The organism is Haloarcula japonica DSM 6131 (assembly GCF_000336635.1).
Classification (GTDB): domain Archaea; phylum Halobacteriota; class Halobacteria; order Halobacteriales; family Haloarculaceae; genus Haloarcula; species Haloarcula japonica.
In genome coordinates, this window is record NZ_AOLY01000039.1 from 1 (window position 1) to 13,827 (window position 13,827).

Here is a 13,827-nt window from a genome sequence, read left to right on the forward strand (position 1 = left end):
CCTCTGCGGCCGCACACAGTGCCACAGCCGCACCAAAACTGTAGCCAAACAGGCCGACTGCGTCGTACTTCTCGTCGGCCCACGCCAGCGCGTTCTCGGCGTCGGCCCGCTCGCCACGGCCCTCGTCCCACGCGCCGTAGTCGAAGCGGAGACAACCGATATCGGGGGCCAACGCATCACTGACCGCGTTCAGGCGCGTGTCCGACCGCTTACCGCCGTACTGCGGATGCGGCGGGCACGCGACGACGACAGTGTCCGATGCCGGCCGGTCGAGCGATGCGGTGACATCTCGCCCGCCCGGTATCCCGACGGTAGTCATACGTGTTCACTCGCCATCCCTCTGTAAGAAATTTAAGGTTGGAGGGACCAATGCGCATACATGGGAATCCTCTCGCGCGCGTCGTACGTCATCCGCTCGAAACTCAACGCCGTCCTGAACCGAGCGGAGGACCCGACAGAGACCCTCGACTACAGCTACGAGCAGTTGCGTGACGAACTGCAGGACGTCAAGCAGGGCATCGCGGACCTGACGACCCAGAAGAAGCGACTGGAAATTCAGAAGCGCCGCCTCGAAGAGAACGTCGAGAAGCACAACGAACAGGCGCGCCAGGCCGTCGAGCAGGACCGCGAGGACCTCGCTCGCCAGGCGCTGGAAAAGAAAAAGCAGAAGATGAGCCAGATCGAGGACCTGGAAGGCCAGATACAGGACTTGCAGAACCAGCAGGACCAACTGGTCGAGCAGAAAGACGAACTCCAGAAACAGATCGAGCAGTTCCGGACGAAGAAGGAAACGATGAAGGCTCGCCACGAGGCCGCCAAGGCGTCGGCACGCGTCAACGAGGCGATGACCGGCGCGGGCGACGAGATGCAGGACATCAACCAGGCTATCGAGCGTGCGGAGGAACGCACCGAGGACATGGAGGCCCGCTCGCAAGCGATGGACGAACTCCGCGAGGACGGCGTCCTCGAAAGTCAGATATCGGACGAGAGTTCACTGGAGCGGGAACTTGAAGAAGTCCGACAGAAAGGTTCGGTCGACGCCGAACTCGACACGCTGAAAGCCGAGATGGGGAAAGCCGAGGACGGGGATAGCGGGTCGAGCGACGCGGACGTCTCCGAGGCCGAACTTGAACAGGAACTCGCCGACGAGAGTACGCAGGTCGATGTCGACGAGAGCGAAGTCGAGTCGGAGCTGGACGAACTGAAAGAGGACGAGCAGTAACGCCGGCGGCGCGGGACTTTACAGCGGCCAGACGACCGACACCGAGAGCGTCGTTACGACACACAGAAGCAGCTGTAGCGGTCCGCCGACGCGTGCGAAGTCGGTGAAGCGATAGCCGCCGGGGCCATAGACCATCAGGTTCGTCTGGTACCCGATGGGTGTCAGGAAGGCCGTCGCGACCGCGAACGTCACGACAACGAGGAACGGGAACCCGGAGACGCCGATCTCGGCGGCGGTGGCGACGGCAATCGGGATCATCAACACGACGGTCGCGGGCGGGGTGATGATGCTGGCGAGGACAGCCGTCAGAAGGTACACCAGCGCCAGCAGTGCGAGCGGCGAGAGGACGCCGGCGGCGTCGACGAGGAGCGCGCCGACGAACGCGGCTCCGCCGGTGGCCTGCATCGCCTGCCCCAGCGGGAGCAGGCCGGCAAGCAGGAACACGACGTTCCAGCTCACCGCGTCGTAGGCTTTCGACGCGCTCAGCGTACCGGTGGCGACCGTGGCGACGACGCCGCCCAGCGCGGCGATGTAGATGGGCAGCAGGTCCAGCGCCGCGAGCGCGATGACGGCGAGCAGGGTCGCGAGCGGGACCGCCGCAGCGGCGTCGAGGGAGGGTGGGCCGCCGTCGAGCGTGTCGAACAGCTCCGGAGGCCCCTCAGTTAGGGTCAGATAGCCCTCATCCTGAAGATGGCCCACCTCGTCGAGGGGCGTCTGGAGCAAGAGCAGGTCGCCCGCGGACAGTTCGACTGCCGAGAGATTCTCGCGGATGATCTCGTCGCCGCGGCGGACGGCGAGGACCGTCACATCGAACCGACTGCGGAGTTGCACGTCGGCGAGCGTTCGGCCGCGGAGCCGCGACTCCCTGTCGATGACGGCCTCCGCGAGGACGCCCGGATGCCCGCTCTCCGCCAGCAGGTCCGCCGTAACGGATTCACGGGCGAGGTCTCGCAGGTTGAGCGTTTGAGCGAGTCGGTTGACGGCCTGGCGGTTCCCACGGACAGTCAGCACGTCGCCGGGTTCGAGCGGGCGGTCGGTGGCCGTCGCGAAGAACGACTCGCCGTTGCGGTCGATCTGGAGCACGTCGAGATCGAGCGGGCCACTCACGGCGAGGACCTGTTCGACGGTGGCTTCGGTCGGCAGTGACTCCCCCACATCGACCGCGTCTACGACCGCCTCGACTGTGTCGTCTGGAACGCTGCCCTCAAGCGCTTCTCGCACTGTCAGGCCGACCAGCGGGGACGCCTCACGAACCCGTAGCTGCGCCAGGTGGCGGTCCATTTCGAACTCCTCAGTGAAGTCGGCTGCGGGGTGGACTCGTTCGGGAACGAGCGCCCGCCCGACCGTCAGCAGGTAGCCCACGCCGACAGCGAGGACGACGATGCCGACGGGCGTCAGCGTGAACATCGAGAACGGCCGGCCGAGCAACTGCGCCGAGAGGTCGCTCGCGAGCAGGTTCGTCGCCGTGCCGACCAGTGTGAGCGTCCCGCCGAGCATCGCGGCAAAAGAGAGCGGTAGCAGCAGGTTCGACGGCGAAATACCGTATCGTTCCGAGAGCCCGGTGACCAGCGGGATGAACACCGCGACCACCGGCGTGTTGTTGACAAAGCCCGCGCTGACGCCCGTCGTGCCGACGATGGCGGTCAACAGACGCCGTTCGTCTCCCCCCGTCAGCACTGCGAGTCGCCCGGCCAGCCAGTCGACGACGCCAGCCGATTCGACGCCGGCGCTGAGAATGTACATCGCGACGATAGTGACCACCGCCGGGCTGGCGAACCCGTCGATGGCTGTCCGTGCCGGGACGCCGGTGTACGGTTCCAGCACGACCAGAGCGACGAGGACGGCGACAGCCGTCATGTCCGGCGGGAGCCATTCGGTGACAAACAGCGTCAGCGCGGCGGCGACGAGCGCGAAGACCACGAGCGCGCCCATCGAGAGCGAGGGCATACCACTCCACTCGGCGGTCGGTGATAAAAACGTCCGGGACGCCGTCTGGGGGTTTCGCGAGCGGACGCTTCGCTCACCGCCGCCCGCGGGTCGTCCGTCTCGTTACGTCGGGTCCGGCTCGTACCCCGGGCCGACCCGGAGTGTCAGTGCGGTCTCACGCACCGACAGCGACAGCGTCTCGTGCGTACTGAGTTCGCCGTCCCGGCTGAACGTGATTGCCTCGTCGTGACCGTCGACGGTAATCTCGTCCGCCCGAACGTGGGTCACGCCGTCGGTGTCAAGCGCCAGCAGCCGCTGTCCGATGGCCTCCGCGACGAGGTTGCCCGCGGGCATCTGTTCGACGATGGCCACATCGAGCAGCCCGTCTTCCATGTTTGCCTGCCCGCCCTCGGCAACGAACTTGCGGGCGTTGCCCACCAGCAGACAGGTGGCCTCGCCGGACCAGGTGAACGGCCCGTCTTCGCCGACAGCCGCGATAGTGATGTCGAGCCCGTCGAAACGGAGCGCCTCCTGTGCGCCGGTGAGCAGAAACGCCAGCGTGCCGAACCGCTCCTTGAGATCGCCCGGCGTCGAGACGCTGGCGTCGGCGGGGAGGCCGGCGATACAGGAGACCAGAAACGGTTCGTCACCGGCGACACCCACATCGACCGGTCGCGTCTCTCCGGTGTCGGCGATTTCGACGCCGTGTTCGATATCCCTGACACCGATATTTCCGGCCAGAAGGTTCGCCGTTCCGGCCGGGATGACGCTCAGCGTCACCGAGTCGAGGTGGCCAGCGTCGTCGAGCCCACGGACGACCTCGTTCACCGTCCCGTCACCGCCACAGACAGCGATTTCAGATGCCTCGGCCCTGCCAGCTTCGCGGCCGAGTTCGACCGCGTCGCCGGCCGCTTCGGTCTCGTACACCTCGAACCCGCGGGCCTCCATCAGCCGCGGGACGTAGTCGGCGTGCTCGCCGTCGCCGCTGACGGGGTTGAGGATGCACCGACGCGAGCCAATTTGCATGGTACTAGCGAGTCCGGACCGGCACTTATACCGTGGTGGTGTGACGTCGTCACTCCCAGTCGACGTCGACGCTCCGGTCCGTCTCGCGGAGGATGAAGGGACCGATAGCGAGCGTTCGTTTGGTTATCGTGACGATGCGGAGGATGTACGACAGCAGGACAGTGAACGGAAGCACGGACGCCGTCGTCGTCGCCGCCATGATCCACAGTACGTCGGGGACGCCGGCCGTGACGCCGACGATGTCCCGCGCGTCGAGGAACAACAGCGACGTGACTGCGACGGTAAGCGCCGGAATCGCGACGTACAGCAGCGTCCGGGAGAGGTCCGACAGCTCCCACTGGAAGTACAGCGTCTTGAAGTGTTCCCGGGCCGGGCCGAACAGCTCGAGTGTCTCGACGAGTTCCGCGAGCGAGTCGTCGATATCGTCAGTGAGTTCGTCGGCGTAGGCCTCCCGGATGCGGCGACCGACGTACAGCTTCCAAGAGTAGTTGTAGTTCAGCGCGGCCTTGACGACGTCGAACTCACCGAAGCTGCGGCCTTCCAGTTGGTCGGTGACGCTGTCGGCGTTCGTTCTCACGTCTTCGAGATACTGCGTGAGCAGCTCGGTCAGGTCGTCATCGAGTGCCGTCTTGTCGACAGCGGCCTGAACCGTTTCGGCCCGTTCGGCGGTCCCGCGGACCAGCGACCGGAGGAACGCCGAGGGCTCCGCGGGACTGACGGGCGTGTCGACGGCGTCGGCCACATCGGCCCGGAACTGCATCGACCCGTCCATCCGCTCGCGCTGGTCGCCAACCGCGCCGAGTTCCTGTGACAGGACGAGTTGGCTCAGCGTCAGGACCAGCGTAACGGCGGTTATGGTGCCCGTAATCAGCGCCTGGAACAGCGTTTCGACGGGGTCGCCGCGGGTCAGCAGCGTCAGGGCCGGGGTGGGGTGGAGGAGCCCGACTGCGAGGACCCCACAGAACAGGATGCCCGAGAGGATGGCGGTGACGAGCCAGCGGTCGGCATCCAGGAGGAACCAGAGGAGTCGCGTGTCACCGGCGGCGCGCTCCCGCATGGTGTCACTCGACTCCTCGCTGTCAGAGGTCATACACGTCGGCTCACCCGCCGAACATAAAAGCGCGAGCCCAGCACTCGCGCGGTCGTCGGCGCGACACCGGCGAGAATCAGTCGGATGGGCGGCGACTACCGGCCGGCGAGGAACGTCACAGCGGTTCGCTGTTGCTCGACTTCGGTTTCGAGATGGTCGCGGAACTCGGCGATGTCGATGTCCTTCTCCTCGCGCTCCTTGCGGTCCCTGACCGAGATGGTGCCGGCTTCCTCCTCGTTGTCGCCGATGACACACATGTAGGGGACGCGGTCGTCGTGGGCCTGCTGAATCTTCTTGCCGACGGTCCAGGAGCGGTCCTCGATAGTGACACGGAAGTCGTCGAGTTCGTCCTGAATCTCCTCGCAGTAGGCGATGTTGTCGTCGCTGACCGGAAGCAGGCGGATCTGTTCGGGGGCGAGCCACGGCGGGAACTTCCCGTTGTAGTGCTCGGTGAGTACCATGAAGAACCGCTCGTAGGAGCCGTACAGCGCGCGGTGGATCATCACCGGGCGGTGCTCCTCGTTGTCCTCACCGGTGTAGGAGAGGTCGAACCGCTCGGGCATGTTGAAGTCCAGCTGAACAGTCGGCCCGTCCCAGTGCCGTCCCAGTGCGTCCTCGAAGGCGAAGTCGATCTTCGGGCCGTAGAACGCGCCGTCGCCCTCCTCGATCACGTAGTCGATGTCCTGCTCGTCGAGGACGGCTTCGAGCTGGGATTCGGCTTTCTCCCAGATTTCGTCGCCGCCGACGGACTTCTCCGGCCGGGTGGCGAACTGGACGGTGTAGTCGAGATTGAACGTGTCCAGCGTGTCGAGGATGATATCGACCGTCGCCAGCACCTCCTCCTCGATCTGGTCCGGGCGGACGAACAGGTGGCCGTCGTCGATAGTGAAGGCCCAGGTCCGGGAGAGTCCGGAGAGCTCGCCGCGCTGCTCTTTCCGGTACACCTTCCCGTCCTCGAAGTACCGCACCGGCAGGTCACGGTAGCTCCAGGAGTTCTGCTCGAAGATGGTGGCGTGGCCCGGGCAGTTCATCGGCTTCAGGCCGTACTCCTCGTCGTTGACATCCAGCAGGAACATGTCGTCGACGTAGTTCTCGTAGTGGCCCGACTTCTTCCAGAGTTCGGTGCGGAAGACGTGGGGCGTCTCGACCTCGTCGTAGCCCGCGTCGCGGTTGAGGCCGGCGACGTACTCCGAGAGTTCGTTGAGGATCTTCTTGCCGTTGGGCTCGTACAGCGGCAGGCCCGGCCCGGTCGTCTCGTCGATGGAGAACAGGTCCATCTCCTGGCCGATCTTGCGGTGGTCCCGTTCCTCGGCCTTGCGGCGCTGTTCGAGAAACTCGTCAAGCGCGTCCTCTGTCGGGAAGGCGGTTCCGTACACGCGGGTCAGCGTCTCGTTGTCCTCCTCGCCGCGCCAGAAGGCCGCGGAGATTTCGAGCAGTGCGAAGCCGCCGATTTCGCCGGTCGATTCGACGTGGGGGCCCTGACAGAGGTCCTCGAACTCGCCCTGCGTGTAGAAAGAGACTTCCTCGTCGTCCGCGGCCTCGGTTTCGAGGATGTCCTGTTTGAACTGATTGTCCTCGTACCGTTCGAAGGCGTCGTCGCGGTCGACGAGTTCGCGCTCGATGTCGAGGTCTTCCTCGATGATCTCCTCGGCTTCGGCTTCGATGGCTTCGAGGTCGTCCTCATCGATGTCGACGCCGGTGATGTCGTAGTAGAACCCGTTGTCGGTCCACGGCCCGATTGTGAGCTTGGCATCGGGATAGAGGCGCTGTAGGGCCTGCGCGAAGACGTGGGCAGCCGAGTGACGAAGCACGTCGAGATACTCGTCACTGCTCTCGGTGACGATTTCGAGCTCGACGTCGGCTGTCAACGGCGCGTGTTTATCGACAAGTTCGCCGTCGACGACGCCGGCGACCGTGTCGTCACCCAGCCCTGGCCCGATTTCGTAGGCGACATCCTCGACCGTGCTGCCGCGTTCGACCTCTAGTGGGGTCCCGTCGGGCAGCGTGACCGTGACCGTACTCATATCCGAGGATACGACGGCGGCCGGGGATAAGTGTATTGAGACGCGGGCGACGCTGGCGTTACTCTGGCAACGGCGGGTCCGAATCCTCGTCGATAGTGTCGGCCGCCGGCAGGTCAGACTGGGCCGGTGGCCGTGCTGCGCTTGCCCGTTCCAGCGATGAGAGCGCCAGTTCTTCCTCACCTTCGAGCATGGTAAGCCGATCCGTGACAGTGACTGTCTCTCCGTCGGTCGTGTGTGGCGTCACGCACCTGAGCTTCGATCCATCATACTCGGCTAATAGTTGGATCGGAAACACGAGCGACCGATACTGCTCTCCCGTTATTTCCGAATTCACCGACCGAACCTGAAACGCGGGGTCGAGTGAACAGCCGTTGCGTTTTGCCCATTCCTGAAAGACGCTGACTCGGTTGAGTGCGAATAGCCCGAGCTCGGTCCGTGCCTCCGCTGGCGTGGACGGTATCTGCCGACCGATGACCTGAACGGTGATATCTGACAGAACATCAGCGTCCAACAGCCCCTGAAGCCGGTCGATGACCGCAGCCTGTTGCTGCGTGTGCCCGTCGGGCAGTAGTGAACGAACGTACAGTTCTGCCCGTGTGCCGTCTGGCTGCGTGCTCCCCTGCATCGTATAGAAATTAATGGGCAGCAACTGGCAAAAGTATTCCTGTTGACAAATAATGGTTAGAACAGTTATACGCTGAACGACGGAAACTGAATCAAACGGTACACCGTCGGTTGGACAGCCACGGATTGCGTCAGGGTGATAGGGAGTACTATGTGGGCACAGTTCGCATGGGAAGCCGCATATGTACGACTCGGTGCTCGTAGCCACAGACGGCAGTTCGGGAACGACGGAGACGCTCGCACACGCCACCTCAATCGCGCGCGACAACGACGCGACCCTCCACGGGCTGTACGTCGTGGACAAACGGCTGTACCTCGCGGCCGACAAGGCCAATCAGGACGAAGTACGTCAGTCACTGGAGGAAGAGGGGGACGTCGCGCTCGACGACATCGTAGTCAGCGGCGAGGAGTCCGGTGTCGAGGTCGTCACGACCATGGAAGAAGGGATTCCCCACAAGACGATCACCGACTACGCCGAGGAGGAAGGCATCGACCTCATCGTAATGGGGACTCACGGCCGAACCGGACGGGACCGGGTCGCCAACCTCGGCAGCGTCACGGAACGTGTCGTCCAGAGCGCGCCCGTTCCTGTCCTCGTGGTCCACATCGAATAGCTCGGATGTCGCTTGCGGTTGCAGTGAGGACGGACACGACAGCGGCTGTACGACCGGTAGCACCCCCTTCTGACCGGTATCTTTTCGAGCCGCCGACACGATGGTAGCAGTATGGACAGCCGAGAGTACGCCTTCGAAGGAGCCACACCTGACATCCACGGATACGCTCACGTCAGCCGCGAGGCGACGCTGGTGGGTGATGTCACTGTCGGCCCGAACGCGAACGTCTGGCCCGGTGTCGTGTTGCGCGGCGACGTGGCCCCCGTCGAAGTGGGCCGCGAATCGGCCATCGGTGACGGGGCCATCGTCCACGCCTCGACCGTCGGCGAGAAGGTGATGGTCGGCCACGGGGCCGTTCTCAACGATGCAGCAGTCAAGGACGGGGCGCTCGTCGGGTTCAATTCGACGGTCAGCGACGCCACCATCGGCGAGGGTTCCATCGTCGCGATGGGAACGGTCGTCCCGCCGGGCTACGAGGTGCCTGCGGAGTCATTCGTCCGTGGGAGCCCCGCCACGGTGACGCCACTGTCCGAGACAACAATCGACCCCAACGAGGTGTTCGAGGCGTTCAGCTCCGGCGATTACGCCAACCTCGCGGCCCGCCACGAGGACCTGTTCGAGTAACGCCCGGTAGCAGTTCTGTAAACGAACGACGGGTCACTTATAGTGGAAGAGCCCACACAGTACCGAGCATGGACGATATCGTCGACCTGGTGACCCGGTCGCTCGCCGACGACACTGCCGCTGAGTTCACTGAGCGGGTCGACGAACAGGCGATGCAGCTCCGGAGAGCCATCGAGGCCGGGGAGTTCGACAACGAGGCGTTCTCCGTCGGTCTGGAGATCGAGCTGTACGCTATCAACGCGGAGCCGGACCCACCCGAACCAGACGAGGAAACAGACGACGAGGGAGTCACCGAAGAGGACCTCGACGACGACCTGAGCGGATCGGACGGAGCGGCTTGGAGCGGCTCACTCGACGCGCCGGCGGAGCCAGAAGGTGGCGGTAGCGCATCGCTGGAGCCAAACGGCGACGGGTCGTCGCTGGAACCAGACGAGGGCGACCCTCTGGAACCCGCCGGCGGTGAGTCACTGGACCAGAACGCTGGCGAAGCCGCTGACGAGCCCGAAGATTCATTCGGTCCCGGAGAGGGGCCGTCACTCGACATCGACCCGGACAGCCCGCTGGCCGAGGACGAACCGGAGACGCCCGAGGAAGAGACCGAGCCGGCCGTCGAGTCGTCGGTCGAGGACGAGCCGGACGACGAGCCCTACATGGCCCCCGAGGACTGGGAGGGGCGGCTGACCCGCCTCCCGGACGTGGTGTTCGAGGGCGAGGCCAACAAGGAACTGGGCCTGCACAACGCCGAGGTCAACACCGAGCCGAACAGTTTCGACCAGACTGGAATGGAGGTCCAGACGACGGCGGTGGAGATGCAGACGAAACAGGCCCGCCAGCAGGCGAGCAAGCACAACTGCGAACTCGTCCTCGACGCGATGTGGACCATTCCGCCCGAGGAGGGCAGCGAGCAGTATCTCTCGGCACACGAGACGAACGACGGCGTCGTCCTCGCGGACAACATGCGGCAGGCCCCCAGATACGTGGCGCTGGACAACGAGGCGCTCGACCACGCCGGTGGCAGCATCGACTTCGACGTACCGGGGTACACCGGGTCGTTCCCGACGATTCTGTTCGAGTCGCTGGCCACCTCGATCCAGCCGCACCTCCAGATTCCGGACGCCGGGGCGTTCCCCGAGTACTACAACGCCGCGATCCGGACGCTCGGGCCGCTGCTTGCGCTGTCGGTGAACTCGCCGTTCCTCCCGGCGGATATGTATGGCGATACCGACGGCGAGTGGCTCTGTGCGAACACCCACCACGAACTCCGCATCGCGGCTTTCGAGCAGTCGGTCAATACCAGTGAGAACCCGAAGGTCCGGGTCCCACGGGACCTCGACGACACGACAGACATTGTCGGCCGCGTCGTCGACGACGACCTGTTCGCGCCGTTCCTCCGGGAGTTCTTGCACGACGATGACCGGGCGGCGTTCGAAGACGAGTTCTGGGAGTTCGACCACAAGCGCGGGACCTACTGGCGCTGGCTCCGCTGTGTCGCCGGCGGAACCCCGGTCGAGGGAGCCAGCACCGAGCGGTCGCTCCGTATCGAGTACCGCCCGCTCCCGACCCAGCCTCACGCCAAGGACATGATCGGGCTGCAGGCGCTGACGGTCGGCCTCATTCGCGGGCTGGTCGTCGCCGACCACCCCGCCGCGGAACTGCCGTGGCAGGAGGCCAGGCAGAGTTTCTACAGCGCCGCACAGGACGGCTCCGACGCGGACCTATCATGGGTGACGGCCGAGGGCGAGCGGACGGCCGATCACGAGGAGATTTACGACGAGGTTTTCCAGTACGCCCGTCTGGGGCTGGCCGAGCAGGGCGTGCCCGAGGCTCGCATCGACGAGTATCTTGGCCCGATTGAAGCCCGCTACGAAGCCGGCATGACCCCGAGCGACTGGAAGATCGACCGGGTTCGACAATCCCTCGATTCGGGCGACGACCTCTCGACAGCCATCGAGTCGATGCAGCGGGATTACATCGCGGCGAGCCGCGAACACCATTCCTTCGCGGAGTGGCTGTAAGCGGTCGGCTCCTGCTAGCCCGCCGGGAGTCCTCTGCCGGATGGCGGGTATTTATTCGGATGACGCCGTTATATTCGGGTGATGGTATCCACAGGCGACACAGCGCCGGACATCTCGGCGACAATCGCGAACGGTGAGGTAGAGGCCTTCGAACTGAGCGACCACCTGGGCGACGGACCGGTCGTGCTCGCGTTCTTCCCGGGCGCGTTTACGCCGCCATGTTCCAACGAGATGGTGGCCCTGCAGGAGCACCTCGCGGACTTCCACGACGCCGGCGCGACGGTCCTCGGCGTCAGCGCCGACTCGGCGTTCTCGCTGAACTCCTTCCGCGACGAGCACGGGCTGGAGTTCGATCTGGTCAGCGACATGGGCCGGTCGGCGATTCAGGACTACGACCTCGAAATTGACATCGAAGACCTCGGGCTGCTCGGCGTCGCAAACCGCGCCGTGTTTGTCGTCGACAACGATGGCGAAGTCGCCTACAGCTGGGTCGCCGACGACCCGACCAACGAGCCGGACTACGAGGAGCTGCTGGACGCCGTCAAATCGGCGTAAGCGGTCACCGGCCGAATCTGGTTTTTATTCTACAACCTCGTAGTTACGCGTTTGTCGTCCGCCGAACGCCGGTGCCGGCCGACACTGCAGTGAGGTCGAACACGTCACCGTCGAGCGGTACGCCGGCGTAGGGGTCTGCTTCCAGCAAGAGCGCCCCGTCGAGGTCGACGTAGTCGACCAGCGGCGCGAGATGGACCGCCGCGGCGATGCTGGCGTTGGACTCGACCATACATCCAAGCATCAACTCAAGACCATGGGCGTCGGCAGCGTTGAGCAGTCGGGTTGCAGGCCGGAGGCCGCCGCATTTGACGAGCTTGGCGTTGACGATATCACAGGCGTCAGCGACCCGCGGCACGTTCGACGCGGTGACGCAGGACTCGTCGGCCGCGACGGGGATGTCGGTCGCGTCGGTCACGCGGCGGAGGCCGTCGATATCGTCGGCCGCGACCGGCTGTTCCAGCATCGTCACGCCAGCGTCGGTAAGCCAGTCCGCATTCTCAATAGCCTCCTGTGCAGTCCAGGCGGCGTTGGCGTCGACGCGTAGCTCGGCGTCAGGGGCCGCGTCTCGGACCGCATCGAATCGCGCCCGGTCGTCCTCAGTCCCGAGTTTGACTTTCAGGTGGCCGAAGCCGTTGTCGACCGCCTCCCTCACTTTCTCGGCCATCCGCTCAGCCGAGTCGATGCCGACCGTGTAGGTGGTCGGCGGGACAGCGTCAGGGTCGAGTCCCCACTGACGGTATAGCGGCAGGTCCAACTGCCGGGCGGCGAGGTCGTGGACGGCGATAGAGAGCGCCATCCGTGCGGCGGGCTGGTCAGGTGCTTGCTCGGCGAGGTCCCGCTCGATGCGCTGCTGGGCATGTGGGTCGCCGATGCGACCGACGGTCTCACAGAGCGCGGGCAGCGTTTCAGCCACCGACTGCGCGCTCTCGTCGTAGTACGCCGACGGCGTGACAGCCCCGATACCGGTAGTTCCCTCGTGTGTGAGTTCCACGATAACCGTCTCGCTGGTCTCACTTGTCTCTCGGGAGATGCCGAACGGATTCGACAGCGGCAGGTCGTAGCGGTCGACGGTCCAGTTCATAGAATGGCGTCCAAGATCTCGTCGGGGACGCCGTGGCGGACCGGGTCAGTCGCTGGTGCGTCCAGAGCGTCGCTGTACTCCGCAACAGCATCCGCGGCCGCACCGTCGTCGAGGTGGCGCGTGTTCAACATGCCCGCAACGACAGAGGCGTCCGAGATGGGCGCGGCCAGACGCTCGTAGATGTCGACGTACTCGGGGAGGGGCGGGATATCGAAGGACTCGTAGCCGTGGATGGCCTCGCGGCCGGCCTCGTGGCACATGACGAGCGCATCCGGGACCGACCCGTGGAGGATGCTCGTCGTCACGCCCGAATAGGCCGGATGGGCGAGCGCACCCTGGCCCTCAACGACGAGGAGGTCCGCCGCCTGCGCTTCTTCGACCAGCCGCTCGACTGCGCCGGCAGCGTAGTCGGCGATGACGCGATCGATGACGATGCCCCAGCCGGTGATGGCGATACCGGTCTGACCCGTCGGAACAACGGCGGCATCGAGGCCGCGCTCCCGCGCCGCATCGCGGATCTCAAACGACGCGGTCATCTTCCCCGTCGAGCAGTCAGTGCCGACAGTCGTGACGACCGTCGCGTCCACGTCGCCGGCCGTTCCCGCTGCCACGGTCAGGTCTTCGGGCGGCTTCCGGAGGTCGTGGAGTTCGGCATCGTGTTCCTCGGCGAGGCGGGCGAACTCCTTGTCGTCAGCCAGGAAGTCATGCAGTCCCGAGTACACGTCGCAGCCGCGTTCAAGCGCCGTGCGAACGTCCTCGCGCCATGACTCGTCGAACTCGCCGCCGATAGGCGAGATGCCGATGACGAGCGTGTCCACCTCTGGTGCGTCGGCCATCGACGCGACGATTGGGGCGTCCTGCACGTCCGGCAGCGAATCGTGGACGCGCTGGCCGGCCCGCTCACGGTCGACAAGTGCTTCCACCGTTCGGTCACCGTACCGCAACAGCCCGACGGCCGTCTTGGCCCGGTCGGGGAAAGCGTCGTGTGTTAAAATGGCAACGGCCATAGCCGGACAGAATCGCCGC

The 13,827-nt window shown here is 65.1% G+C and carries 12 protein-coding genes and 1 pseudogene; 5 read left to right on the forward strand and 8 right to left on the reverse strand.

Annotated features, from left to right (window positions below):
• A pseudogene (locus tag C444_RS14375) lies at positions 1-319 on the reverse strand (alpha/beta hydrolase); the annotation flags it as partial.
• A 60-nt stretch (positions 320-379) separates the two neighbouring features.
• Here C444_RS14375 and C444_RS14380 point away from each other — a divergent pair.
• Positions 380-1,222 carry a PspA/IM30 family protein gene (locus C444_RS14380; protein WP_004593696.1) on the forward strand — a complete coding sequence of 281 codons (843 nt, stop codon included), beginning with the start codon at positions 380-382 and terminating at the stop codon, positions 1,220-1,222.
• 18 nt (positions 1,223-1,240) lie between these two features.
• Here the strand turns inward: C444_RS14380 and C444_RS14385 are convergent, their stop codons facing one another.
• The 5 genes from C444_RS14385 to C444_RS14405 form a co-directional block, all read right to left on the reverse strand.
• Complete coding sequence (locus C444_RS14385; protein ID WP_004593697.1) at positions 1,241-3,169, reverse strand: SLC13 family permease; 1,929 nt, start codon at positions 3,167-3,169, stop codon at positions 1,241-1,243.
• A 102-nt stretch (positions 3,170-3,271) separates the two neighbouring features.
• Positions 3,272-4,174 carry a diacylglycerol/lipid kinase family protein gene (locus C444_RS14390; protein ID WP_004593698.1) on the reverse strand — a complete coding sequence of 301 codons (903 nt, stop codon included), beginning with the start codon at positions 4,172-4,174 and terminating at the stop codon, positions 3,272-3,274.
• A 49-nt stretch (positions 4,175-4,223) separates the two neighbouring features.
• Positions 4,224-5,264, reverse strand: coding sequence for a hypothetical protein (locus tag C444_RS14395; protein ID WP_004593699.1), 1,041 nt, complete (start codon positions 5,262-5,264; stop codon positions 4,224-4,226).
• A 95-nt stretch (positions 5,265-5,359) separates the two neighbouring features.
• Positions 5,360-7,288, reverse strand: a complete 1,929-nt coding sequence (thrS, locus tag C444_RS14400; protein WP_004593700.1) for a threonine--tRNA ligase — start codon at positions 7,286-7,288, stop codon at positions 5,360-5,362.
• Between the two features lie 58 nt (positions 7,289-7,346).
• On the reverse strand, positions 7,347-7,913 hold the full coding sequence (locus tag C444_RS14405; protein ID WP_004593701.1) for an HTH domain-containing protein: 567 nt from the start codon (positions 7,911-7,913) through the stop codon (positions 7,347-7,349).
• A gap of 181 nt (positions 7,914-8,094) precedes the next feature.
• Between C444_RS14405 and C444_RS14410 the strand changes: the two genes are divergently transcribed.
• The 4 genes from C444_RS14410 to C444_RS14425 all read left to right on the forward strand — a co-directional run bounded on the left by C444_RS14410 (position 8,095) and on the right by C444_RS14425 (position 11,720).
• Positions 8,095-8,526 (forward strand): universal stress protein, encoded by a 432-nt coding sequence (locus tag C444_RS14410; protein WP_004593702.1) that lies wholly within the window; start codon positions 8,095-8,097, stop codon positions 8,524-8,526.
• A gap of 111 nt (positions 8,527-8,637) precedes the next feature.
• Entirely contained in the window at positions 8,638-9,150 is a 513-nt protein-coding gene (locus C444_RS14415; protein WP_004593703.1) for a gamma carbonic anhydrase family protein, read from the forward strand.
• Between the two features lie 68 nt (positions 9,151-9,218).
• Complete coding sequence (locus C444_RS14420) at positions 9,219-11,165, forward strand: hypothetical protein (RefSeq protein ID WP_004593704.1); 1,947 nt, start codon at positions 9,219-9,221, stop codon at positions 11,163-11,165.
• Between the two features lie 81 nt (positions 11,166-11,246).
• Positions 11,247-11,720 (forward strand): peroxiredoxin, encoded by a 474-nt coding sequence (locus C444_RS14425; protein WP_004593705.1) that lies wholly within the window; start codon positions 11,247-11,249, stop codon positions 11,718-11,720.
• A 43-nt stretch (positions 11,721-11,763) separates the two neighbouring features.
• Here the strand turns inward: C444_RS14425 and C444_RS14430 are convergent, their stop codons facing one another.
• Together C444_RS14430 and C444_RS14435 are read right to left on the reverse strand one after the other, a co-directional pair.
• Entirely contained in the window at positions 11,764-12,801 is a 1,038-nt protein-coding gene (locus C444_RS14430) for a dipeptide epimerase (RefSeq protein WP_004593706.1), read from the reverse strand.
• Positions 12,798-13,808 (reverse strand): DUF1611 domain-containing protein, encoded by a 1,011-nt coding sequence (locus tag C444_RS14435; RefSeq protein WP_004593707.1) that lies wholly within the window; start codon positions 13,806-13,808, stop codon positions 12,798-12,800. The genes C444_RS14430 and C444_RS14435 overlap by 4 nt, the downstream gene beginning before the upstream one ends.
• Positions 13,809-13,827: the final 19 nt, after the last annotated feature.

What these genes read in the sequence shown, in the direction of transcription:
- C444_RS14420 (WP_004593704.1), top strand. Translation starts at nt 9,219, where the DNA reads ATGGACGATATCGTCGACCTGGTGACCCGGTCGCTCGCCGACGACACT.
- C444_RS14415 (WP_004593703.1), top strand. Translation starts at nt 8,638, where the DNA reads ATGGACAGCCGAGAGTACGCCTTCGAAGGAGCCACACCTGACATCCAC.
- thrS (WP_004593700.1), bottom strand. Translation starts at nt 7,288, where the DNA reads ATGAGTACGGTCACGGTCACGCTGCCCGACGGGACCCCACTAGAGGTC.
- C444_RS14425 (WP_004593705.1), top strand. Translation starts at nt 11,247, where the DNA reads ATGGTATCCACAGGCGACACAGCGCCGGACATCTCGGCGACAATCGCG.
- C444_RS14430 (WP_004593706.1), bottom strand. Translation starts at nt 12,801, where the DNA reads ATGAACTGGACCGTCGACCGCTACGACCTGCCGCTGTCGAATCCGTTC.
- C444_RS14435 (WP_004593707.1), bottom strand. Translation starts at nt 13,808, where the DNA reads ATGGCCGTTGCCATTTTAACACACGACGCTTTCCCCGACCGGGCCAAG.
- C444_RS14380 (WP_004593696.1), top strand. Translation starts at nt 380, where the DNA reads ATGGGAATCCTCTCGCGCGCGTCGTACGTCATCCGCTCGAAACTCAAC.
- C444_RS14390 (WP_004593698.1), bottom strand. Translation starts at nt 4,174, where the DNA reads ATGCAAATTGGCTCGCGTCGGTGCATCCTCAACCCCGTCAGCGGCGAC.
- C444_RS14395 (WP_004593699.1), bottom strand. Translation starts at nt 5,264, where the DNA reads ATGACCTCTGACAGCGAGGAGTCGAGTGACACCATGCGGGAGCGCGCC.
- C444_RS14385 (WP_004593697.1), bottom strand. Translation starts at nt 3,169, where the DNA reads ATGCCCTCGCTCTCGATGGGCGCGCTCGTGGTCTTCGCGCTCGTCGCC.
- C444_RS14410 (WP_004593702.1), top strand. Translation starts at nt 8,095, where the DNA reads ATGTACGACTCGGTGCTCGTAGCCACAGACGGCAGTTCGGGAACGACG.
- C444_RS14405 (WP_004593701.1), bottom strand. Translation starts at nt 7,913, where the DNA reads ATGCAGGGGAGCACGCAGCCAGACGGCACACGGGCAGAACTGTACGTT.